This is a genomic window from Boudabousia liubingyangii, assembly GCF_001907245.1.
Lineage (GTDB): Bacteria > Actinomycetota > Actinomycetes > Actinomycetales > Actinomycetaceae > Boudabousia > Boudabousia liubingyangii.
Window position 1 is genome coordinate 285,859 of record NZ_MQSU01000004.1, and the last position, 24,510, is coordinate 310,368.

19 protein-coding genes are annotated in these 24,510 nt (G+C 53.9%); 18 read left to right on the forward strand and 1 reads right to left on the reverse strand.

From position 1 onward, the window contains the following. The first annotated feature begins 28 nt into the window (after nucleotides 1–28). Nucleotides 29–913: a vitamin K epoxide reductase family protein gene (locus BSR28_RS08045; protein WP_073713886.1), complete on the forward strand. Its 885-nt coding sequence runs from the start codon at nucleotides 29–31 to the stop codon at nucleotides 911–913. 290 nt (nucleotides 914–1,203) lie between these two features. Here BSR28_RS08045 and BSR28_RS08050 read toward each other — a convergent pair whose 3' ends face one another. Further along, the gene (locus BSR28_RS08050) at nucleotides 1,204–1,605 is read right to left on the reverse strand and encodes an HIT family protein (protein ID WP_073709448.1); all 402 of its coding nucleotides are present in this window, start codon (nucleotides 1,603–1,605) and stop codon (nucleotides 1,204–1,206) included. A gap of 115 nt (nucleotides 1,606–1,720) precedes the next feature. Between BSR28_RS08050 and leuS the strand changes: the two genes are divergently transcribed. The 17 genes from leuS (at nucleotide 1,721) to BSR28_RS08135 (ending at nucleotide 24,448) form a co-directional block, all read left to right on the forward strand. Beyond that, complete coding sequence (gene leuS, locus BSR28_RS08055; RefSeq protein WP_073713887.1) at nucleotides 1,721–4,585, forward strand: leucine--tRNA ligase; 2,865 nt, start codon at nucleotides 1,721–1,723, stop codon at nucleotides 4,583–4,585. Nucleotides 4,586–4,686: 101 nt separating this feature from the next. Next, nucleotides 4,687–5,607 carry an aldose 1-epimerase gene (locus BSR28_RS08060; protein WP_073713888.1) on the forward strand — a complete coding sequence of 307 codons (921 nt, stop codon included), beginning with the start codon at nucleotides 4,687–4,689 and terminating at the stop codon, nucleotides 5,605–5,607. 246 nt (nucleotides 5,608–5,853) lie between these two features. Beyond that, entirely contained in the window at nucleotides 5,854–6,969 is a 1,116-nt protein-coding gene (locus tag BSR28_RS08065; protein WP_073713889.1) for a VanZ family protein, read from the forward strand. Nucleotides 6,970–7,253: 284 nt separating this feature from the next. Then, nucleotides 7,254–10,571 (forward strand): isoleucine--tRNA ligase, encoded by a 3,318-nt coding sequence (gene ileS / locus BSR28_RS08070; protein WP_073713890.1) that lies wholly within the window; start codon nucleotides 7,254–7,256, stop codon nucleotides 10,569–10,571. 115 nt (nucleotides 10,572–10,686) lie between these two features. Further along, on the forward strand, nucleotides 10,687–12,120 hold the full coding sequence (locus BSR28_RS08075) for a bifunctional folylpolyglutamate synthase/dihydrofolate synthase (protein WP_073713891.1): 1,434 nt from the start codon (nucleotides 10,687–10,689) through the stop codon (nucleotides 12,118–12,120). A 31-nt stretch (nucleotides 12,121–12,151) separates the two neighbouring features. Next, nucleotides 12,152–12,922: a CDP-alcohol phosphatidyltransferase family protein gene (locus tag BSR28_RS08080; RefSeq protein WP_073709442.1), complete on the forward strand. Its 771-nt coding sequence runs from the start codon at nucleotides 12,152–12,154 to the stop codon at nucleotides 12,920–12,922. A gap of 17 nt (nucleotides 12,923–12,939) precedes the next feature. Continuing rightward, complete coding sequence (smc, locus tag BSR28_RS08085) at nucleotides 12,940–16,440, forward strand: chromosome segregation protein SMC (protein ID WP_073713892.1); 3,501 nt, start codon at nucleotides 12,940–12,942, stop codon at nucleotides 16,438–16,440. Nucleotides 16,441–16,454: 14 nt separating this feature from the next. Next, nucleotides 16,455–17,618, forward strand: coding sequence for a signal recognition particle-docking protein FtsY (gene ftsY / locus BSR28_RS08090; protein WP_073709440.1), 1,164 nt, complete (start codon nucleotides 16,455–16,457; stop codon nucleotides 17,616–17,618). 63 nt (nucleotides 17,619–17,681) lie between these two features. Beyond that, nucleotides 17,682–19,289, forward strand: a complete 1,608-nt coding sequence (gene ffh, locus BSR28_RS08095; protein WP_073709439.1) for a signal recognition particle protein — start codon at nucleotides 17,682–17,684, stop codon at nucleotides 19,287–19,289. A gap of 201 nt (nucleotides 19,290–19,490) precedes the next feature. Beyond that, entirely contained in the window at nucleotides 19,491–19,991 is a 501-nt protein-coding gene (rpsP, locus tag BSR28_RS08100; protein ID WP_073709554.1) for a 30S ribosomal protein S16, read from the forward strand. Between the two features lie 2 nt (nucleotides 19,992–19,993). Further along, on the forward strand, nucleotides 19,994–20,230 hold the full coding sequence (locus BSR28_RS08105) for an RNA-binding protein (RefSeq protein WP_073709438.1): 237 nt from the start codon (nucleotides 19,994–19,996) through the stop codon (nucleotides 20,228–20,230). A 70-nt stretch (nucleotides 20,231–20,300) separates the two neighbouring features. Next, entirely contained in the window at nucleotides 20,301–20,816 is a 516-nt protein-coding gene (gene rimM / locus BSR28_RS08110) for a ribosome maturation factor RimM (RefSeq protein WP_073713893.1), read from the forward strand. Nucleotides 20,817–20,828: 12 nt separating this feature from the next. Beyond that, entirely contained in the window at nucleotides 20,829–22,085 is a 1,257-nt protein-coding gene (gene trmD, locus BSR28_RS08115) for a tRNA (guanosine(37)-N1)-methyltransferase TrmD (protein WP_073713894.1), read from the forward strand. Nucleotides 22,086–22,262: 177 nt separating this feature from the next. Next, entirely contained in the window at nucleotides 22,263–22,619 is a 357-nt protein-coding gene (rplS, locus tag BSR28_RS08120) for a 50S ribosomal protein L19 (RefSeq protein WP_073709435.1), read from the forward strand. Between the two features lie 95 nt (nucleotides 22,620–22,714). Next, nucleotides 22,715–23,443 (forward strand): signal peptidase I, encoded by a 729-nt coding sequence (gene lepB, locus BSR28_RS08125; RefSeq protein WP_073709434.1) that lies wholly within the window; start codon nucleotides 22,715–22,717, stop codon nucleotides 23,441–23,443. Between the two features lie 2 nt (nucleotides 23,444–23,445). After that, nucleotides 23,446–24,153: a ribonuclease HII gene (locus BSR28_RS08130; protein ID WP_073713895.1), complete on the forward strand. Its 708-nt coding sequence runs from the start codon at nucleotides 23,446–23,448 to the stop codon at nucleotides 24,151–24,153. After that, nucleotides 24,143–24,448 (forward strand): DUF2469 domain-containing protein, encoded by a 306-nt coding sequence (locus BSR28_RS08135; RefSeq protein ID WP_073709432.1) that lies wholly within the window; start codon nucleotides 24,143–24,145, stop codon nucleotides 24,446–24,448. The genes BSR28_RS08130 and BSR28_RS08135 overlap by 11 nt, the downstream gene beginning before the upstream one ends. Nucleotides 24,449–24,510 lie beyond the last annotated feature (62 nt).

Sequence of the window (24,510 nt, forward strand, 5' to 3'; positions counted from 1 at the left end):
GCAGAAGTAAACCAAATTAAGGAGCTTTATGTCCGAGCAAAATAGGCCTACTGGACCCACCCCCGACACTGAAGATTGGCAAGCATCCACCCTTCCTCAGGATGCGGCAAATGTGGATCCAAACCGCGCTAACCCGGTGGAGGCAGAGGCTAATGCTTCCTCTCAGCCCCAAGAAGTAGCCGAAAATCTTAAAGCAGGCTCAGCAGAATCACCAGAATCTGAAACTGAGATCACCGGTCCGGCCGACGAAGCTTCCGAAGAATCGGAATCGAAGAAGCTCAGCGACGCGGAACTATACGCAGAACTAAAAGCACGGAACCAGCCCAGCGAACACGAGGCTGCCGGCGGCCTAGACTTCCTGCCTTCGCTTTCCTTATTGCTACTGTCCCTGATCGGGTTGGTTTCTTCGGTTGCGCTAACTGTGGCCACCATCGGACATGCTAAAGATCCGTTAGCCAAGCAGTCCTGCGATATCAACTCTTGGATCTCCTGTGGCGCTTCAATGTCTTCATGGAAGTCAGAAATCCTGGGGATTCCCAACGCCCTTGTGGGTGTAATGGCCTTTGCAGCGCTAAGCACCGTCGCGGTCCTACTGCTTTCAAAGGTGCAGATTGCTCGCTGGTTCTGGATTGCCATGAGCTTTGCGGCCGTCGTGGCACTGCTATTCGTTTACTGGTTCGCTTGGGAATCAGCCTTCACCTTCCGTGCCCTATGCCCCTGGTGTATGGTTACGTGGGTAGTCATGATCGCGATCTTCACCATTTTGGTAGGCCGTGCTGCCCGCGCCCAGATTCCGGGCCTTGGTTGGCTAGGACGCCCGATGGTACGCGAATGGTGGGCCTTCATGGCCATCATGTACGCGCTGATCGTAATCATCATCGTAGCTGGATTGGGAACTCGCCTATTTAGCTAGTTATTCGTCTTCAAGTAGCAATCAACCTCAAGCCTCAGCTAAAAAGTTGACTAACTACTGAGAGAAAAAGTTTGGGTCCCGAGAATCCCGGGACCCAAACTCGTATTTACCTGAAGTTCAGCACTCTGCATTGTGAAGGCGAAAGCCGACAGGCAAGCGCAGACTATAACGCCAGAGGCATTCCGAACTACAAACAAAACTTCGCTTCCGGAACCTTGGCGGGCCAAAACCAGGTGGACTAAAACTAGGTGGACTAAAGTCAAGCGGACTGAAGCCAAGCGTGCAGAAAGCTAACCAACCGAGCTAAGCGCCTTGCGAACTCGTTCGGCATCAGCGGCCAACTCTTCAGGCGAAACCTCTAGATGCTTTTCTAGGTTGAAATCTTCCATCCCGTTGGTGGGGAAAAGGTGAATGTGGGCGTGGGGGACACCGTAACCGGCAATCACCACGCCACAGCGTTCGGAACCGAACTCTTCACGTAAGGGCTTCGAAAACTTACCCACTAGCTCAAAGAGGTGCGCTAAAGTGTCTGCCGGAAGCTCATCGAACTGGTCAACCGGCACCCTCGGAACAAGCAGAAAATGGCCGTGGCTCTGAGGGGCAATATCTAGGAAAGCCACGCAGACATCGTCCTCGTAGACCTTCTGGCTGGGAATCTCACCCGCAATAATCTGTTCAAAAATAGTGCTCATAGCTATATTGTGGCCTAAACTTCGGGCATTTTCTGGCTCAGGTGAGAAGAAAAGCGTAAAAATCAACTAGAATAAACTCTGGTAACGAAACTAAAGAACAAAACTAGGTGTAGCAATGACTGAAAGCCAAATTAACGAACGCTACGATGCGTCCCTGGCCGCACAAATTGAAGCTAAGTGGCAAAAGAAATGGGAAGAGCTAGGCTCCTACCATGCAGATAACCCAGTCGGCGACCTAGCCGGACCCAATGCCGAAAAGCCCCGCTTCTTCCTACTAGACATGTTCCCCTACCCCTCCGGTAAGGGCCTCCACGTCGGTCACCCGCTAGGGTACATTGCCACCGACGTCGTGGGGCGTTTCCAGCGCATGCAGGGCAAGAACGTCCTGCACACCATGTCCTATGACGCTTTTGGTCTACCCGCTGAACAGTACGCCGTTCAGACCGGCCAGCACCCGCGCATTACCACTGAAGAGAACATTGCCAATATGGAACGGCAACTGCGTCGTATCGGCCTAGGACATGACCGTCGCCGTACCTTCTCTACCACCGACGAAGAATACGTTAAATGGACCCAGTGGATCTTCCTGCAAGTCTTCAACTCTTGGTACGATTTCGATGCTCCGGCCCGTAACGGCCAAGGCCAGGGACGCGCCCGCAAGATCGAAGAACTACGCGCAGAACTTGAAAATGGCACTCGCCAACTCGAAGATGATCGCGCCTGGGCCGACCTTACCGAGGCTGAAAAGCGCGATTACCTAGACTCTAAGCGCCTCGCCTACGTTACCGAAGCACGCGTGAACTGGTGCCCCGGATTGGGTACCGTACTAGCGAACGAAGAGGTCACCGCCGACGGTCGTTCCGAACGCGGCAACTACCCCGTATTCCCCGCCAAGCTACGCCAGTGGATGATGCGGATTACCGATTATGCCGACCGCCTCGAAAAGGACCTAGAGACCATCGACTGGCCCGAAAAGGTTGCCGCCATGCAGCGCAACTGGATTGGCCGTTCCGAGGGCGCTCGCGTCACCTTCCCCTTCGGTGAGGAAAGCTTCGAGGTCTACACTACCCGCCCGGATACCCTCTTTGGAGCCAGCTTCTGTGTCCTCTCGCCTGAACACCCGCTACTGGCAGATCTCACTGAAACTCCCGCTGAGTGGCCCGAAGGTACCCGGGAAGCTTGGACCGGTGGTTTTGCCACCCCGCGCGAAGCCGTTGAAACCTACCAGGAACAGGCAGCTAAGCAGTCTGAAATGGATCGCGCCGCCGAAGACAAGGAAAAGACCGGTGTCTTCACCGGCCGTTTTGCCACCAACCCGGTAACCGGTGAACAGATCCCGGTCTTCACCGGCGACTACGTCATGATGGGTTACGGAACCGGCGCGATTATGGCAGTCCCGGCGCATGATCAGCGTGACTTTGACTTTGCCAAGAAGTACGACCTAGACATTCGCCAGACGATTTCCGCCCCGGAAGACTACGACGGCGAAACTGCTTGGGTCGAAGATGGCACCGTGATTAACTCTGCTAATGATCAGATCGACATTAACGGCCTAGACAAGGCACAGGCTAAAGCCAAGATGACCCAGTGGCTTGAGTCCGCTGGTATCGGTAAAGCCGCCACCAGTTACCGACTACGTGACTGGCTCTTCAGCCGTCAGCGCTACTGGGGTGAACCCTTCCCCGTAGTTTACGATGAAGAAGGCCGAATTCACGCCCTGCCCGAATCCATGCTGCCCGTACAGCTTCCCGAAATGGAAGACTTCAAGCCGCGCGCTTTTGATCCGGAAGACCGCGATAGTGAACCTGAGCCGCCACTTGGTCGCGTGCGTGACTGGGTAGAGGTGGAACTAGACCTAGGTGAGGGCCTAAAGAAGTACTACCGTGACACGAACACCATGCCTCAGTGGGCTGGTTCTTGCTGGTACGAAATGCGCTACGCCGATCCGCACAATGATCAGGCCATGATCGACCCCGAGAACGAAAAGTACTGGCTGGGTGCTCAGACTGAAGACGCCTCTGGCGGTGCTGACCTCTACGTCGGTGGCGTTGAGCATGCGGTGCTACACCTGCTGTATGCCCGTTTCTGGCACAAGATCCTCTTCGACCTGGGCTTCATTTCTTCATCCGAACCCTTCCATAAACTCTTCAACCAGGGTTACGTTCAGGCCTATGCCTACACCGACCAGCGTGGCCAATACGTCCCGGCTGACGAGGTAGAAGGCGACGAACAGACCGGCTTCACCTACCAGGGGCAGCCGGTAAACCGTGAATACGGCAAGATGGGTAAGTCCCTAAAGAACATTGTCACGCCCGATGAAATGTGTGACGAGTACGGGGCTGACACCTTCCGCGTCTACGAAATGTCCATGGGCCCGCTAGACATGTCCCGTCCCTGGGATACGCGGGCAGTAGTTGGCTCCCAGCGTTTCTTACAGCGACTGTGGCGAAATGTCATCGATGAGAACACCGGCGAAGTCACTGTCACCGATGAGACTCCGGACCTACCGACCCAGAAGCTGGTAGCTCGGACCATCGTGGAGGTCACCGAAGAATACCGAAATATGCGTGTAAACACGGCAATCGCCAAGATGATCGTGCTTAACAATCACCTCACGGGTCTAAACCCGGTGCCTCGCGCCGCGGTTGAACCTCTGATTCTCATGGTGGCTCCCGTAGCGCCGCACCTAGCGGAAGAACTATGGGAACGACTGGGGCACGCAGAGTCCCTAATCACGCACGATTTCCCGGTAGTGACCGATACTGAACTGCTTAAAGCTGACGAGGTTACCTGCATCATCCAGATCAACGGCAAGGTCCGTGCCAAGCTGGAAGTTGATCCGGAAATCGCTGAAGCCGATCTAGAAGCTGCCGCACGTGAAACCGCAGCGGTTAGTGGCGCCCTCGCCGAGGGAACGCTACGAAAGGTGATCGTCCGAGCACCTAAGCTGGTCAACTTCGTGATTACACCTCAAAAGTAAGCCGTATTAAGACCCAAACAAGGGGCGGAATTGGAACTCAAAATCCGATTCCGCCCCTTATACTATTTAACGAATGCCTAATACCACGAAGGAGTGAAGGAATGAGTTCCACGAACCTTGAACTACCGCAGAACCTTGAACTTAAAAAGGGGCCTTTTAGCGCGCAGGTAATTCTCAATGGGGCACTACTAAACCGTCTTACTAAAGAAACTGAAAATGGACCGGTAGAAGTAATCTCTGGATATGCTGACCGGTCAGAATGGGAAATTTTAGACGGCTACCGGGGTGCCATCCTCGCCCCCTGGTCTAACCGGATCGAGGACGCCCGATACACCTTTGACGGAAAAGAATATGATCTGGGGGAGCGGGAACCAGGACTTCGAGATGGCCTTCACGGGTTGGTGTACAACCAAGATTTCACCGTGGTTGAGCAAGAACCGCACCGTGTATTACTGGAAACCAAGGTAACCGCTGGATCGAGCTACCCTGGCGACCTGGTGGTACAGGTTTCTTATGAACTAACCGAACAGGGTGTGATCACTCAGGTTTCAGCTTACAATCCGGGCGAAAAAGAATTGCCGGTAGGTTTGGGATGGCATCCATATTTCAAGCACACGGGAAGCTATCGCCTAAGCTTTGACGCGCAAGCTCGAGTCCAGGCAGACGAGAATCTAATTCCGCTCCCCGGAGCCGCTGCCTACGAACCCACCGGGGGAGTGGTGGAACTTGACGTCACCGAAGGCATTGATACTCCCTTTACTGATCTTTTGCGTCCCGTCGCGAATCTAGAAACCGAAGAATACCAGCTGACAATGCACTATCGCGGTGTTCTAAACGGTCCTGGTGTTGGTATTTTCCATGTTTACACCGGCGACTTTTTAGAGAACCGTCCCAACCTCTCGCTGGCTCTAGAGCCTTGTGAATTCGTCACGAATGCTTTTAACCGTGAGGAATGCAAAGAGATGTCTTTGCTGGCCCCGGGGGAGACTCGGGTGTTAGAAGCAGAATTAGTAATCGACTGAAACGACATTCTGGCCGCTACCAGCACCTAGTCGCGACAATTACGCAAGTTTTACTCAAAAATAGAAAAACTTGAAAGAAAATTTGCGTTTGAAGCAGCGAAGGGAAAATATCTGTAGTAGGATAGGCCTTACAGAGGCAATAAGTGACTCAGTTCATTTATAGCTTTGCTCTGTGTTGATGGGATGACGGATGCGGTGAGGAAACTCGCCGCATCCGCTTTATTTGCGGAAAACTAAAGGACTAACTTGCTCGCTCAAGCCTACTGGTCCCTAATCGTGGGATTAGGTATTTCCATTCTTGCCTTCGCTCCGGTCTTGATCTGGCAATACCGCCGGTATGGGAGTTTCTTCGCTGGCCGTTTGCTCTGGACTGTCGCAACCTTTGTCTACGTCTCAGCGTTAATTGCCTATACGCTATTTCCACTGCCCGATACTAGCGGAGGTTATTGTGAGGGGCGGGGCCACACCCTCATCCTAGATCCCACGGTTTACTTCATAGACATGTGGCATCACCTAAGAGGACTGCCCCTACTGCAGATCATAACCAGCTTTGACGTTATGCAAATGGTCCTGAATGTACTGCTTTTCGTACCGCTGGGGATGATCTGTTCTGATTTCTTGATCTGGAAATTCTGGCCTTCTGTGGGCTTTGGGTTCCTAGTTTCCAGCCTAGTCGAATTAACTCAATACACCGGTAATTTCGGCTTGACGTCCTGCCAATATCGAGTAGCCGACGTGAACGATCTAATCACGAACACCCTAGGTACCGCCTTAGGATATTTGATCGCTTTGCTAATCCCAAGATTCGTGGAGTCTCCAAAGTATCTACGTACCCGCAGACACCTAGCACGCCCCGTCACGAGGTGGCGGCGTTTGGCTGGAATGTTCCTAGACTACGTAATCCTAAATATCGTAATTCTTGCTACCGGTTTACTGATCGGGATGGTAGTAGTGGCTGACAAACTCCTAGGGTTACACCTGCCGTTGCAAGAATATTCCAAGTGGAATCCAGTACTGATTTTCGTCATGCTTGAGATCGTCATCCTTCGGTCGGCGTTTTCAGGTTCAGGAGCCTCATGGGGACAAAGAATCGTCTGGTTAAAACCAGAAGCAGCTCCACGATGGAAACTTCTAGTCCGGGCGATTTCGGTTCAAGGAGTCTGGGCCCTAACGGCGTTTAGATCCGACCTGCTGACTAGCATCGTCACCCTCTGGGTCCTATTCGACATTCTTTGGGTCTGCTTCGACCCTAGGGGTCTGTCTTACCGAACCGCAGGACTGCGACTGGTTGATTCTCGCACCTTATCGCCGGGCGGAAGTCAAACCACTGCAAGGGCTTATGAGCAGAAGACATCTAGTTAAGTCCAACTAAAAGTGATCCCCCTTGCAAAGCTTTCAGTCCATCTGGCTCAGTCGTAAACGATTTGTTAAACTAAACGCGCTATGACCCGGCTCAGGAAACTGAGGTATCACCGGCGAGCATTCCGGAAGAACGGGGAAACCTCACTAGAACCGGACGGATAAGCCCGAAATAGCTGTCAATGAGTGGTTCGCCAAAAGGTGAGCAAGCGGGGTGGTACCGCGCAGAGTCAAACTGGCTCTTCGCCCTCGGATAAGGAAGTCCATAACCATCACGTGAGGAAAGCATGAGCGAAAACTCGAGCTCGCAGGCATTTTACCCGCAGCACCGATCCGGCAGCCTAGAAGCCAGCCCCAACTTCCCCGAACTCGAAAAAGAGATCCTGAACTACTGGGAAAAAGACGGCACCTTCCAAGCCTCCATTGATAACCGTCCGGCCGGTGACAAAGGCTCCAACGAATTCGTCTTCTACGACGGCCCGCCCTTCGCCAACGGTCTACCTCACTACGGGCACCTACTAACCGGCTACGTCAAAGACCTCGTAGGCCGCTACCAAACCATGCGCGGACGCCGCGTCGAACGCCGCTTCGGCTGGGACACCCACGGCCTTCCCGCCGAACTAGAAGCCGAACGCATCCTCGGAATCAACGGTAAAGACGACATCGAAGGCGAAGGTGGCCTAGGCATCGCCAAATTCAACGAAGTCTGCCGCACCTCCGTCCTCAAGTTCACCGACGAATGGCAAGACTACATCAACTGCCAGGCCCGCTGGGTGGACTTCGACAATGACTACAAGACCCTAGACCCCACCTTCATGGAATCGGTCATTTGGGCCTTCAAGCAGCTCTACGATAAGGGCCTGGCCTACCAGGGCTACCGCGTCCTCCCGTACTGCTGGAAAGACCAGACGCCACTATCCAACCACGAACTAAAGATGGATGATGACGTCTACCAAGATCGCCAGGACAATACCGTAACCGTAGGCGTGCGTCTGCAGGCAGAAGACGGCCAGCGCGGCGACCTTGCCCTGATCTGGACGACCACCCCGTGGACCCTGCCCTCAAACCAGGCCATCGCGGTTAACCCCGAGTTCACCTACGTGCGAGTCCGCCCCCAGAATGGCGAACTAGCAGGCGAAACCGTCATCCTCGCACAGGATCTACTGGGCGCCTACGAAAAGGAACTAGGGGAGGACTACGAGGTACTCGAGTCCTTCGCCGGTGCCGAACTGGTGGGCCGTACCTACTACCCGATGTTCGAGTTCTTCGTAGACCGCATGCTCAAGGCCACCGGTTACCAGAACCTCGAAGCACGCGGCGCCAAAGAAGCCAACCCCAACGAAGAAAACCACGCCATCTGGACCGTGGTTTCCGCTGATTACGTCACCGCCGATTCCGGTACCGGTCTAGTCCACATGGCCCCCGCCTTCGGTGAAGACGATATGAACGTCTGCTTCGAAAAGGGCATCCGCGACGTCTTCCTGCCCGTAGACGAAGCCGGCTGCTTCACCAACGAGGTATCCGCCTACGAAGGCCAGCAGGTCTTTGAAGCTAACAAGCCCATCATCCACGACCTTCGTGATGCCTCCGGCCCGCTAGCAGAACGCGCTGCGGAATACCGACCCGTGCTAGTACAGCAGAAGTCCTACGTGCACTCATACCCGCACTGCTGGCGCTGCCGTCGCCCGCTGATCTACCGCGCCGTATCCTCCTGGTTCGTAGCGGTCACCAAGATCCGCGACCGCATGGTTGAACTAAACCAGCAGATCGAATGGACACCCTCGCACCTACGCGACGGCCAGTTCGGCAAGTGGCTCGAGGGCGCTCGCGACTGGTCCATCTCCCGTAACCGCTTCTGGGGCGCACCCATCCCGGTATGGGTCTCTGACGACCCCAACTACCCCCGCACCGACGTCTACGGTTCTTTTGCGGACCTAGAAAAGGACTTCGGGGTAGAGGTCAAGGACCTGCACCGTCCCTTCATCGACACCCTAGTGCGTCCCAACCCGGACGACCCGACCGGAAAGTCCATGATGCGTCGTATCCCCGACGTCCTAGACTGCTGGTTCGAATCCGGCTCCATGCCCTTCGCGCAGGTCCACTACCCGTTCGAAAACCAGGACTGGTTCGAAAACCACTACCCGGGTGACTTCATCGTTGAATACATTGGTCAGACCCGTGGCTGGTTCTACACCCTGCACGTCCTAGCCACTGCACTATTCGACCGTCCCGCCTTCACCCACTGTGTTTCGCACGGTATCGTCCTCGGTGACGACGGCCTAAAGATGTCCAAGTCGCTACGTAACTACCCGGACGTCCGACTAATGTTCGACAAGTACGGTGCGGACGCCATGCGCTGGTTCCTCATGTCCTCCCCGGTGGTCCGCGGCGGTAACCTCGCCGTCGCCGAAGGATCAATCCGCGACCAGGTCCGTCAGATCCTGCTGCCGCTCTGGAACGCGTACTACTTCTTCGCACTCTACTCGGGTACCTGCAATAACGGTGCCGGCTATGAGGCGAAACTACTCGACCTCGAAAATGCTGAGCTAGTTAAGGGCCTGAACGTCATGGACCGTTACGTTCTAGCTCGCACTAAGGAACTAGCTGACCAGGTTGCCCAGGACCTAGATGCCTACGCTATTACTGAAGCGACCGGCCGTATCCGTGAGCACCTAGACCTACTGACCAACTGGTACGTGCGTACCAGTCGTGACCGCTTCTGGGATGAAGACCAGCAGGCCTTCGACACCCTTTACACGGTGCTCGAAACCCTGATGCGCGTGGCTGCTCCGCTGCTCCCGCTAGTTACCGAAGAGGTTTGGCGTGGCCTAACTGGTGGCCGCTCAGTACACCTAACCGATTGGCCGGTTTGGCCCGAGGCCGTTGCCGATCCCGAACTCGTCCAGGTTATGGACGAGGTCCGCGAGATCGTCTCTGGCGCACACGGTCTGCGTAAACTACACAAGTTACGCGTCCGCCAGCCCCTCAGCCACCTCACGGTCGTTTCGGTTCAGGCAGAAGGACTCAAGCCCTTCGCAGAGCTGATTGCCGCCCAGATTAACGTCAAGGATGTGCGATTCTTGCAGCCTGAAGGCTCCGGTTATGAGGTCTCCCAACAGCTGACCTTGAACCCGCGTGAGTTTGGTCCGCAGGTTCGCCCGCTCACCTCCAAGCTCTTCGCCGCCCAGAAGCAGGGCCAGTGGGAAGCTGCCGACGGTAAGGTAACCTTCCCCGGTGTCGAACTTGACGGCGCCGCGGTTACCCTCGAGCCGGGTCAGTTCGAGCTCAACCTACAGGTCTCTGCTCCGGAAGGTGAAGTCGCCCAGGTGCTTTCCTCTGGTGCCTTCGTGGTCCTAGATACCACCTTGACCGAGGAACTTGAACGTGAAGGTATCGCCCGCGATGCCATCCGCACCATTCAGGATGAACGTAAGGCTGCTGACCTGCATGTTTCTGACCGCATCAACCTGAAGTTGACGGCACCGGCTGAAACCGCCGCAGCACTGCAACAGTTCTCAGAAATGATTGCCAAAGAAACCCTAGCCCTAGAGCTAGCGGTGGAAACTGGTGGCAATGAACTACTGGTAGAACTGGCAAAGGCCTAAGCTAAAAAAACTGATGAGGATCCGGCCGAATACTCTTCGGTCGGATCCTCCAGTTTATTTAGTTGCCAAAGCACATTAGAGTAGTACCGGTCGAATACCAATCAGAAGGGGCAACATGTCAGAACTAGAGGATCTATATCCGCAGCTTGAACTTGACGATCAAGCTGCTGAAAATGATGACATCGAGAGCTTGCCAGTTATCGATACTCCCGAAGAACTGGCCCGCGTCCAGAGCATCTACCAGGAGATCATCGCTCGCGTTCCCGAACACACCCCACAGCCTTCGCTAGCACGAGTCCAACGGGTCATGGCCCTGATGGGCGATCCCCAAGATAGCTACCCGGCCATTCACATTACTGGCACCAACGGGAAAACTTCCACCTCACGGATGATCGATTCGCTGCTCCGTTCCGCTGGATTAAGCGTCGGTCGCTTCACCTCTCCGCACCTCAGTGACGTGCGAGAACGAATCAGCATCAATGGAGCCCCCATCAGCGCGGCAGCCTTCTGCCAAGCCTATGATGACGTCCAACCCTTTGTAGAACTAGTCGACCAAGAATCGCAGGCTCAGGGTGGTTCCCGACTCTCATTCTTTGAATACTTTACCGTGATGGCCTTCGCGGCTTTTGCTGCCGCCCCCGTTGATGTTGCCGTGATTGAAGTCGGGATGGGCGGCACCTGGGATGCCACCAATATCATTCGCGATTCCCTAGCGGTATTTACCCCAATTGCGGTGGATCACGAACGCTGGCTAGGATCCACTATCTCAGAAATCGCCACCACCAAAGCTGGGATCATAAAACCGGGTGCGCGCGTCGTGGCCAGCGTCCAAGAACCCGCCGCAGAAGAGATCTTGCGCGACTTCGCAAAGTCACAAGATGCCCTAATTCGCTTTGAAAACCAAGACTTTGAAGTGCTCCAGCGACAGGCTGCGGTGGGCGGACAAGTGCTTGATATTCAAACCCCAGCGGGACGCTACGAACAGATCGTCGTGCCCCTATTTGGGGCCCACCAAGCCCAAAATGCGGCCACAGCGCTGGCCGCGGTGGAACTCTTCCTCGGCGGAAAGGCACTTTCGGCCGAGGTTGTAGAACAGGGTTTCTACCAGTCAGACAGTCCCGGCCGCCTAGAGGTCGTCAAGAGCTCCCCAACGGTACTGGTGGATTCCGCCCATAACCCGGCGGGTGCTACCGCCCTGCAGGCAGCCCTAGCAGAGAACTTCCAGTTCGAACGAACCTTCGCGGTATTCGGGGCCATGGCAGATAAGGCCGTGGAAGATGTCCTCGGAATTATGGAGCCCGAACTAGAGGCAATCGTGGTTACCTCACTGAATAACCCTCGGGCAATGCCGCTTAGCGACCTGCAGGAAATCGCGGAAGACATCTTCGGCCCAGACCGGGTGTACGCCGAACCAGTACTTGCAGAAGCAGTAGATAAAGCGGTCGCCCTAAGCCAAACCGATGGCAGTTCTTTGGACGCCAATGGGGTAGTAGTTTTCGGATCTGTCGCCTTGGCTGGAGCCGTTCGCCAACTATTTGGGTTAAAGTAGTCCTAATTGTAATCAACCAGAAAGTGTCCTGATGAGTCAGCCCACGCCTGCAGAAACCAAGCCCAGCTTTACGCTAAAACAAAAAGTGGCAGCTTGGAGCGTCCACATGTTTACCCTCACCGGCGTAGCCTGGGGTTTCCTTGCCCTAACCAGCTTGATCGAGGGCAAGATCGGAATGATGTGGATCTACCTAGGAATCGCACTATTGGTTGATGCGATTGACGGCACCTTTGCCCGCGCGGCCCGCGTTTCCGAGGTCGTGCCTTGGTTTGATGGGGTAATCCTAGACGACATTGTCGACTATATGACTTGGACCTTCATCCCGGCAGTATTCCTATACCTACATATCCCGCTTGGGCCTCGTCCTCTTGCCCTAGCAATGGCGATTATCGTCGCCGCCTCTTCAATGTTCTGCTACGCCAATAAGGGAATGAAAGCGACCGATAACTACTTCGTCGGCTTCCCCGCGGCTTGGAACATTGTCGCCATCTATTTCTACGTGTTGGGCACCGGATCAGTCTTCAATATCATTGCCACGATCATTATCGTGATCCTGACGCTCTCACCGCTAGCTTTCGTTCACCCGTTGCGAGTAAAGACTTGGATGCCCTTGAACATCGCGGTAACGGTTACTTGGTTGGTTACCACCGTATTCCTTTTGGCAACCGTGGGGCAAAGCTACCTGATCGTAAAGATCCTCTGGTGGGTATCCGGTTTGTACTTCATTGGTATTGGTGTGGTTCGAACCATCCTTGGTCGCCGCAAGATGGAAGAACTAGCCGGTTTAGAACCTGAAAACTAGGTCATTAACTAGCTGCCATGCATCTGAAATCACTGACCCTAAAGGGCTTTAAATCATTTGCCTCCAGTACCACGCTCAATTTTGAACCTGGTATTACGGCAGTGGTCGGCCCTAATGGGTCAGGAAAATCAAATGTGGTCGATGCACTTTCATGGGTAATGGGGGAGCAGGGAGCCAAAAATCTACGCGGCTCTCAGATGGCCGACGTGATCTTTGCCGGTGCTGGAACCCGTCCAGCATTGGGGCGAGCCCAGGTATCGCTCACTATTGACAATACTGACGGCACCCTACCCATTGACTATTCCGAAGTCACCATCACTCGCACCATGTTTCGCACCGGCGGATCAGAATACGAAATTAATGGTGCCCCCGCCCGATTACTTGATGTCCAAGAACTACTCTCGGACACGGGCATGGGGAAACAGATGCACGTCATCGTTGGGCAAGGACAGCTTGACACGATCCTCAACGCCACCCCGGAACAACGTCGAGCCCTTATCGATGAAGCCGCCGGGGTACTCAAACACCGTCGACGTAAAGAACGAGCCCTAAGCAAACTAGCTTCGCTTGACTCTAAGACTGCCCGTTTACAAGACCTACGAGACGAACTTAAAAGGCAGCTCTCTCCACTAGCTCGACAGGCTCAAGCCGCTTCCAAAGCGGCCCAAATTAATGCCCAGATTCGTGAACTGAAAGGCCAAATCCTGGGGACTCAGTGGCGCGCAATCAAAACTCAGCTACACGATCAAAACCGGGCACTAAATCATCGAGAAGAACACCGACTAGACCTAATCCGGCAACGGGATGAACTCAAAGCCCAACTGGAAGCAAAACAAGATGAAGGGGCCTTCCAAAGCCAGTTCGCAAACTCTGTGGCAGTCTGTGATTCCTACACGGCACTAATCCAACGGGCTTCCACCATGCAGCAGATCGCGGTCGAGCGAGCTGCCCACCTGCGACCCAAAGCGGCAAGCATGGGTCCTGATCCTCAGAGTCTAAAAAAGCAGGCTGAAGAGATCCGTGGTCAAGCAGAAGAGGTCCAGCAGACTGCAGACCAAAAACGAAGTGACCTTAGTGAACTTACTGTTAGTCGCGCCCGACTAGAGGCGGAACAAAGCCAAGCTGCCAATACCCTAACGCAGCAATCGAACCAACGTTCTAACCAAGTCGCTGAGCTAGCTCGTGTGCAGGGAAGAATCGAATCCGCTAAAGAACAGCTTGCCGCCCTGGCGGAACGAAAGAAAAATCTGCAAGCAACCCTCGAAGAAGCAGAGCAACACCATCGCGAAGCCAGCCGCAAACTAGCAGATTTCAAAACGCCCGCCCTCGACTCTCAAGGTGCAGCCTTAGCTCAGCGCGAGCAAGCAGAAACTGCGGTTCAAAAGTCCCGGCAAGCAGTCGACCAACTGCTACAAGAAGAACGGGAAGTAAGCGGTGAACTAGTCCAAGCGCGCTCCCGGCTAAGCGCCCTCGAACAAATTTTAGACTCCCACCTAACCCAGGAAACCTTCAACGAAGGCCTATTCACCGAGGACGGCCTAGGGTATCTAGTACAAAACCTAGAAGTCCCCGATCTGTGGACCTCCGCCATCAGCTTCCTGCTCGGCACCGAACTTCAGGGGATCGTCTTCGCCAGTGCACAAGACGCCCATCAAAAACTTACTGAGGTCTATCCAATTGATTCCCTACTATCTGGGGAAACCGACTCCCAAGGGGCTTTTGAAGTCCTCTATCCACCGAATCGAAAGCAAAAGACCCCCAAGGCCCCAAAGCATACTCAGTGGGCTCATGACCTCATTAAAACTAGTAAGCTGCCCGCAGACCTGGTGGCGAACCTACTTTCGGGAGTGCTGCTTTACACCGCAGAAGAAAGCCTCAGTCTTACTGAAATCCAAGAAATCTTCGAGGCGGCCCCCTCGGCTAAAAAAATACTCTTCCCCTCTGGACTACTGTGTACCCCATATTCAGTATCCCGACCGGGGACCCGCGAAACTAACCTACTTGAGCTTGAATCTGAGCAAAATAAAATTAAAGCGAAGATTGAGGAACTTTCACAACTCCACCAGAAAGTACAAGCAGAGCTAAGCCAAGCTAGAACTACCCTAGATAATAACCTCAAGGCTAGTAACCAAGCGTTAAAACTACTCAGAGAAGCAGACGCAGCTGCCGCCCAGGCCGTGGTAGAACGCTCAACCCTAGAAACCGAGGAGAGAGTCGCCGCAGAAGAAGTTCGGCGAACTCAGGCACGCCAAGAACGTATTGAGCAAGAGCGGGCAGAACTAGAAAAGAGCTTTGAACAGGCTCAAAACAGCCTTGATGCGCTACCTACTCCGCTAGGTGTGGAAGAAGTTGAACGCTGTAAACAACAACTCACCAGCATCACCACCCGGGTTTCAGAAACCCGTGATCAAGAATCGCAACTCTCTGCCCAAATCGCCGATCTAGAGGCCCAAGTTCGACGTTTACAAACCCAAGCTCAAGCACTAGAAAGTGCCGCCAAACAAGAAACCGACCGACGGCAACGGGCAGCAGAATCAGAAGCACGACGAAAGAAAGCTGCCCAACAGGTCGAACTCGTGATTGATATGGCCAATTCTTGTTTGCGCCTAGCCCGCAGAGGCCACCAACTAGCCTCTCAAGCCCGAGCAGAGATTTCCGCAAAACAGCAGGAAAGCGAAAAAAGCCGGAGCCTGCTAACGAAACAACTTGAACAGGTCCGAAGCGATCTGGAAGCGCTAAATGAAGATCGGCAAAACGAACGAGTCCAAATCGCCCAGTTACAGGTTCATCTAGAAAACCTCGAGACCCAAATTGCTCAAGAACTAGGCATGAGCGCTTCAGAGATCCAAGCACAATATCCAGAGGATCCAGAATTTCAATTGGCTGAAGCTACCGAAGAACTGGCCCTTAACCAACGTCGCTTAGAACGACTAGGGAAAGTTAACCCCCTAGCCCTCGAAGAACTAAATGCCGCCCAGTCGCGTTTCGACTACCTGAACTCGCAGTTGTCCGATATCACCGATTCGAGGAAAGACCTACTCTCCCTAATCGACGAAGTAGACGAACACGTCCAAAAAGTCTTCGAGTCCGCCTACGAAGATACCGCGAAAGCCTTCTCTGGTGTGTTCTCAACCCTATTCCCTGGTGGACACGGCGAACTTCGACTCACCGACCCGGAAGACCTCCTAGGCACCGGGGTGGAGATTGCTGCCCGCCCCGCCGGAAAAAAGATCTCCCGCCTATCGCTACTCTCCGGCGGCGAAAGGTCCCTAGCAGCAATCGCCCTGCTGGTCTCTATCTTTATCGCGCGCCCCTCACCCTTCTACGTGATGGACGAGGTCGAAGCGGCCCTTGACGACACAAACCTAACCAGACTGCTACGAATTTTCCGACAGCTAAAAGAAAAATCGCAGCTAATCATCATTACCCATCAAAAACGTACGATGGAAGTGGCTGATGCCCTATACGGCATCACTATGCGTGAAGGCGTTACAAAAGTTCTTTCCTCAACTTTGTGATTAGAATAGGGCTCATGCAAAGTTTCTACGATTTTCTTTCACAGCCTGAAGCCTACGGTACGATCGGTGCGCTACTAGCAGCCGTTTTGGCCTATTTTGGATGGGACCACTTCTCCAAAAAAGACCAAACCGAAACCGACGAAACCACGATCGCACCCGCAGAACTTGAAACAGACCAAGAACGCGATCTAGAAGCCGGCGAAGAAGCAGCCGAAGCCGAAGGACCAAGGTTCGAAACCCCCGAATCCCTGCCCTCCCGGATGACCCGCTTGCGTGCCCGCCTAGCCAAATCGGGCGTCCTCGGGAAAGCACTGCTATCCGTTCTATCTCGCGGTGACCTCTCCGAATCCGACTGGGAAGAGCTCGAAGAAACTCTACTGGCAGCAGACCTCGGCCTAGAAGCCACCGACCAAATCATGGAAAAGCTGCGCACCGAAGTCAAAGTACGTTCCCTAGACGACGCAGACCAGATCAAGGCACTGCTCAGAGAACTGCTGCTAGAACAAGTCAACCCGCAATGGGACCGACAGCTGAACCTCAGCCCGCAAACCGGACCCGACGGACAAACCGCCCCCGCTGCCGTCCTCGTCGTAGGGGTAAACGGTGTCGGTAAGACCACCACAGTCGGAAAGCTAGCGCGTATCCTCGTCGCAGAAGGCAAAAATGTCGTCCTAGGCGCGGCCGATACCTTCCGTGCAGCCGCAGCCGACCAGCTACAAACCTGGGGCGAACGCGTTGGGGTAGAAGTAGTGCGTTCTGACCGAGAAGGCGCTGACCCTGCCTCCGTGGCTTTCGAAGCCGTACAACACGCCACCAACGCCACTGCCGATGTGGTCATGATTGACACCGCCGGACGCCTACACAACAAGTCTTCACTGATGGACCAACTAGGCAAGATCCGTCGCGTTATCGAAAAGGGCACCCAAGTAACCGAAACCCTGCTAGTCCTAGACGCCACCACCGGTCAAAATGGTCTCATTCAGGCCCGCGTATTCGCCGAGGTCGCAAAGGTTACCGGTATCGTCCTTACCAAACTAGACGGTAGCGCTAAGGGTGGCATCGTCGTTTCGGTACAGAAAGAACTAGGTGTCCCCGTCAAACTTGTCGGTCTGGGAGAAGGCGCAGACGACATGGCTCCCTTCGATGCGGAAGCTTTTGTGGACTCTATCCTCGGCTAACCGAGTAAACCAACAGCAGTGTTATGCTAGTTCCCTGAAGAACAACGCGAAGGAAAGCTAAACGTGTACGGATCCCTATCAGATAAGATCTCAGAATCATTTAAACGCCTACGGGGCAAAGGCCTGCTGCGTGAATCCGATGTCGACCTAACAGTCAGCGAGATTCGCCGCGCCCTTATCGATGCCGACGTGGCCCTTCCGGTGGTTCGCGAATTTACGCAAGCCGTAAAGACCAAAGCCTACGGGGCAACGCGCACCCAGTCACTAAACCCGGGACAACAGGTCGTCAAGATCGTCCACGACGAACTGGTTGAGATCCTAGGTGGAGAAGCGCGGGACCTACACTTTGCACAGCGTGGTCCGACCGTCTTCATGCTTGCCGGTCTGCAGGGTGCTGGTAAAACCACCTTGGCGGGAAAGCTAGCCAAATACCTAGCTGAAGATAACAAGCGAGTACTACTAGTAGCTTCTGACCTGCAACGTCCCAACGCGGTTACCCAGCTGCAGGTAGTCGGTGAACGCGCCGGTGCGACCGTTTGGGCACCAGAACCTGGTAACGGCGTCGGCGACCCCGTAAATGTGGCTCGCTCCGGTCTAGACCATGCTATCCGGAACGGCTACGACGTAATGATCGTCGATACCGCCGGCCGCCTCGGTGTAGATGAAGAGCTGATGGAACAGGCTCGACAGATTCGCGATGCGGTGAACCCGCACGAAATCATGTTCGTTCTTGATGCCATGATCGGTCAGGACGCGGTCCACACTGCAACCGCATTCCGTGACGGCGTGGGCTTCACCGGTGTGGTTCTCTCCAAACTTGATGGTGACGCCCGCGGTGGTGCCGCGCTTTCGGTCCGAGGTGTTACTGGTGCCCCCATCCTCTTCGCCTCTACCGGCGAAGGAATGGACGACTTCGAACGCTTCTACCCGGACCGGATGGCCTCCCGAATCCTAGACATGGGTGACGTCCTCTCCCTTATCGAACAGGCCCAAAAAGCCTTTGACGAAAAGGAATCCCAGGCCGCTGCTGAAAAGCTGATGGCCGGTAACTTCACCCTTGATGACTTCCTACAGCAGATGCAGCAGATCCGAAAGCTCGGATCCATGAAGAAACTGCTCAAGATGCTTCCCGGTGCGGGACAGTTCCGGGAACAGCTAGAGAACTTTGACGAACGGGAAATCGACCGGATCGAAGCCATCGTCCGTTCGATGACCCCCGCAGAACGCGCCGACCTGAAGATTCTTAACGGCTCCCGCCGACTTCGTATCGCGAAGGGTTCCGGTACCACGGTGCAGGACGTAAATGGCCTAGTGCAGCGTTTTGAAGCAGCCCAAAAGATGATGAAGGGCGGCGGTCTTCCGGGCATGGGCGGAATGGCCGGCATGCCAGGCATGCCGGGCGGTCGCGCAACAAAGCGTGCCCAGCAGAAAGCCGCCAAGAAATCAAAGAAATCGCGCAAAGTTAAGTCGGGTAACCCGGCAAAGCGAGTTCAGGAAGCCAAGCAGCTTGACGCACCCACCACTACGGGTGGCGGTAGCAGCTTTGGTGGCGGCAGCCAGGTGCCGCCGCGCGCCCTCGGCAATCTTGGGGGAGCGCCACAGAACCAAGGTGCCTCAGAACAACTGCCCGAGTTGCCTGATGACGTGAAACGCATGCTGGGCCAACTTTAAGCCCTAAGTGAGGAACTACACGTCATCAAGTCAAGCCAAAGTTCGTGTTTGACGGCTTTGTCTGGCACAATAAATGTTTGTACTCGTTTTTTGCGACCCCTCTCAGAGCGAAAAACGCATTACAGGGCCCAGATTGGGACCGAATCCCACCGGTACTAACGGGTGGCCCAAACCGAGATAAGTATAGGAGTGACCACTAAAGTGGCAGTTCGCATTCGTTTAAAGCGCATGGGTAAGATCCGTGCACCGTTCTATCGTGTCGTTGTCGTTGACTCTCGCAAGAAGCGTGATGGTCGCGTCATTGAAGAGGTTGGCAAGTACAACCCGATGGAAACCCCCTCACTCATTCAGATCGAATCTGAGCGAGTACAGTACTGGCTAGGCGTGGGCGCACAGCCCTCCGACCAGGTAAAGCACCTGCTCGACCTAACCGGTGACTGGGCCAAGTTCAAGGGCGCCAAGAACACTGAATCCCGTGTTCAGTACAAGGACGCCGACGCTGCTGAAAAGGCCGCCCAGAAGGCTATGGAAGAAGCCGCTAAGGCTGCTGAAAAGCTAAAGGCCGCTGCTGCTGAAGCCGCTGCTAAGGAAGCCGCCGAAAAGGCTGCTGCCGAGGCTGCTGAAAAGGAAGCTGCTGAAGCTGAAGAAGCACCCGCCGAAGAAGCTCCGGCTGCTGAAGAAGCACCCGCCGAGGAGGCCTGAGCATGCTCGCAGATGCACTTGAGCACCTAGTCCGGGGCATCGTTGATGACCCTGATGCGGTGGAAGTGACCCGCAAGAATACTCGTCGTGGACCGCTACTAGAAGTTCGAGTAGCACCAGATGACTTGGGTCGCGTCATCGGTCGTGGCGGACGTGTTGCTAAAGCACTACGCACGGTCATCAATGGCATCTCGACACGCGGTTCGGTTCGTGTCGATGTAATCGATACGGACCTCTAATCTAAGTGTTTAGCCGGCTGGTTCTTAATAATCCAAGAGCCAGCCGGCTTTCCATATCTAGCAGGGAAATATGGACGTAATTGTCGCAAAAGTAGGCGCCCCAGTAGGTCTCAAGGGATATGTGCGCTTAGAAATTCGCACCGATAATATTCGGGAGCGATTCGCCAAAGGTAATATTCTTCGCCCCAGCAACCCAAAACTGGCACCACTAACCGTTAAGGGTCTTAGAAAACAGGGCGCCAAGATTGTTGCCGCCTTTGAAGAACTCGAGAATCCGGAAACAGCCGCCAACTACCGTGGCTGCGAATTATTAGTAGACAGTGACGAAACTGCTGAACCCGATGCCTACTATCCACACCAGCTAAGAGGGCTAAAGGTTCTTGACCTAGACGGACAAGAAATTGGTACTGTCACCGAACTCATTTTCTCCGTTGGGCAAGAGATTCTGGAAATTAAGCTACACAGTGGGAAGGTAGTTTTACTACCTTTTGTTTTAGAATTAGTCCCAGAGGTAGATCTTGACGCCCAGAGCGTCACGGTCGACCCACCAGCAGGGCTATTCGAACTCGAAGCCGGTGAGGAATAAAGGAGTCAGAACATGCGGATCGATATCTTCACGATTTTCCCTGACTTCTTCAAAGTTCTAGATGTCTCACTACTGGGCAAAGCTCAGACCTCTGGAACACTCGAGATTCAAACCCATAATCTCCGTGACTGGGCAGAAGGCCCACATAGATCAGTCGACGATACCCCCTACGGTGGTGGCGCCGGGATGGTCATGCGCGCTGATATCTGGCTTAATGCCCTAGAGTCCGTGCTCTCTTCGCTGCCGGAAAACTCATCGGAAGAACACGCCTCCGGCTCCCAACAGGCTATTTTGGTGCCGTCTCCTTCTGGAGTTAGACTAACTCAGGAACTTGCCCAACGGCTTTCCACATACCAACAGTTGACTTTCTGCTGCGGTCGCTACGAAGGCATTGACGCGCGTTTTGTTGAAGCACTAAAAGATCAAGAGGGCCCCGAAGTAATTGAATTTTCCCTCGGTGACTATGTCCTCAATGGGGGAGAGTCCGCTACTGTGGTCGCCATTGAGGCTATCGCTCGTTTGGTCCCGGAGGTAATTGGGAACCAAGAGTCACTTACGGAAGAATCACACGGGGAATCGGGTCTGCTTGAGTACCCGATTTATACTCGCCCGGCGGAAGTCGCTGGCTTGGGAATTCCCGAGGTACTTAAGTCCGGAAATCACGCTGATATAAACGCCTGGCGCCATGATCGTGCGCTGGAAAAAACTGCCGAAGTTCGTCCTGATCTGCTTCAAATCGGTGGTAAGGCCCGCGCTAACCTAAGCACCTATGACCGACTTTTCCTAGCGCTACGCGGCTATGCTTTTGCTATTGAGTCTGCTAACCAAGCTCATTCGGAGCGACTCTCAAATGTTACTGAGGCGGCGCTTAAACAAACCGGTGGATTCAAGACTACTCATTCCCCAGTGATTACCAAGTTGATTCACAAGAAGAAAAACTATGTTTTGCTTCTCGATCATCCCTGTGGTGACTTGATCTCAGCCTTCGAAGTTCTTGAAGCTGCTGCAGATATCCGGCACACGCTATTCGGCGAAGGACAGGTTTTCGTAGCTGCGCCCCAAGCTGAAACAGGTGCCACCCCGGCTTTAAATGCGCTCTTGGATGCCGGGTTCAAGCGGGCCTCAAACAGCCAGCGTCGTAATCTTCGTAGTTTGCTTAGCTCTGAGATTCCAGGAGAAGACCTGCAAGTCCTTGAATTAGATGCAGCATTAATGGCACGTCTAACGCCTCCGAGGGCAGCGGCAAGTAAAGATCTCTTGGAAAAGTAACCATTCCCACCGGGATTTAGCTAGCTAACTATTGGGTTTTTTGGCACAATAGTCTCTTGTGGAAGTGTGCGGATGCCTGCCGTAGGGGGACCGCAAAGCACTACCACAAAAATGAAGTCGCGCATTAAGCGCTGAGACACGTTCGAAGACCTACGGCTAGAGCGTGAAGGAAAAATAATGAGGAAATTTGACGAGCTCGAAGCAGCTCAGATTCGTTCTGATATTCCCCCCTTCCGTCCCGGGGATACCCTAAAGGTCAACGTCCGCGTTGTTGAAGGTAACCGTTCTCGTATCCAGGTTTTCCAGGGTGTAGTAATTGCACGCCGTGGTGCTGGTATCGGTGAAACCTTCACCATCCGTAAGGTCTCCTTCGGTTGTGGTGTTGAGCGTACCTTCCCGGTTAACGCTCCGACCATCGATTCCATCGAGGTCGTTTCCCGCGGTGACGTTCGTCGTGCCAAGCTTTACTACCTACGTAAGCGTCACGGCAAGGCAGCCAAGGTTAAGGAGCGCCGCGAGCGCACTGCTAAGTAATCTTGCATTTAAAGCCGATAGAGGAGGTGTGCCCCGTGTTGGGGCACACCTCCTCTAATTAGCGGTAGAATGCTTATTGGTTAATAGGAGGTAGCTTGAAAAAACGTCGTCTCACGGAATCGGGCCCCGTCGCGCACTCTGCGCTCAGGGAAACACCCCGGTCGCTGCCTCGCCAACTATTTGAATACCTATTCGTAATTCTGATTGCGATTGGGGTAATGACCGGTATTCGACAGTTTGTGGTACAACGTTTTTATATTCCATCAGGCTCGATGGAAACCACACTGATGCCGGGAGACTATGTCCTAGCCTCTAAACTTACCCCCGCGTGGGTGCCCATTGAACGTGGCGATATTGTGGTCTTTGCCGACAATGACGATTGGTTAGGGCAACCACCGGAAAGTAAACTTGCTTGGTGGGAAAAACCCCTAGTTTGGTCCGGTGTGCGCGCAGACTTAACCCACCAGCAGCTAATCAAACGGGTCATCGGGCTCCCCGGAGATCGGGTTGAATGCTGCGATCAAAAGGGCAGATTGAAAATCAACGGTGTTCCAATCGACGAACCCTACGTTGCTGACGGGCAAGAGCCTTCACTCAAAGATTTCTCCGTCACCGTTCCTGCTGGTCGACTCTGGGTTATGGGAGATAACCGCTCTCATTCAGCAGATTCCCGTGAACACATGGAAAACCAATATCAGGGAACTATCTCAATCGACTCTGTACTGGGAAAGGCATTCGTAGTTGTCTGGCCCTATAACCGGTGGGCAAAACTCGCCGAATACCGAGATGTCTATTCAAAGGTTCCACCAGCTTCTGGTAACTGAACATGAACCTAGATGCTGATTTAGACCTTGAGACTGAACTGCTTAAGGAATACTCCACTGTTTGTGGCATTGATGAAGTTGGCAGGGGAGCCCTAGCCGGACCCCTGTACCTAGGACTCTGTTTAGTAGATCGTAACGTTACACCTCCGCCCCAAGGTCTAAAGGATTCAAAATGCTTAACCCCTAAGCGTCGTGAATCATTAGTGGCACAGGTCCAGAGCTGGTCGCTTGGGCATGCCCTCGGAATCGCGACGGTTGAGGAAATCGACACCTATGGTCTTTCCACCGCATTGCAACTTGCGGCTTTTAGAGGAATAAATAATCTACTTGCGCAGGGATTCAAAGTCGAAGCTGTCCTGTTAGATGGCATTTTCGATTTCATTACTCCCAAAGAACAAGCCCTCCTCTCGCTTTGGGATGTGGAGCTACCCGAAGCTCAGCCACACCCGATGCCAAGGGTCTTGACCGTGAAAAAAGGCGATCTAAAATGCGCTTCGATTGCTGGCGCTTCAGTTTTGGCTAAGGTCGCAAGAGACAAGCTGATGTGCGAGTTAGAAGATCCGGGGTACGATTGGAGTTCCAATAAGGGATATGCTTCAGCAAAGCACATTGCCGCGATTGGACAACTCGGACTCAGTCCGTGGCATCGCAAGTCGTGGAAGATTCCCGGAGTGACAAAGAGCGAAGAAAGAAGGGGCCATGAGTCGTGAAGAACTAGAACGTTTTGAAAACGAGCATGAGTTAGCGCTATTTCGTGAGTATCGTGACGTGCTGCCACTCTTCAAATATGTGGTAGAAACGGAACGACGTTTTTACTTGGCTAATCAAGTAGATGTGCAGGCTCGTTCGACCGGTGGCGAAATCTACTTTGAACTTGCTCTTCACGATGCTTGGGTCTGGGATATTTATCGTTCTTCACGATTCGTAAAAAATGTCCGCGTGGTGACTTTCAAGGATGTAAACGTGGAAGAGCTAACACGCAATGATTTGGAAATCTCAAACTAGTTTTCCACACCCATAGCTTTCCCCAAATAGTCTCAACAGATCTAAACCAAATAACCTCCATG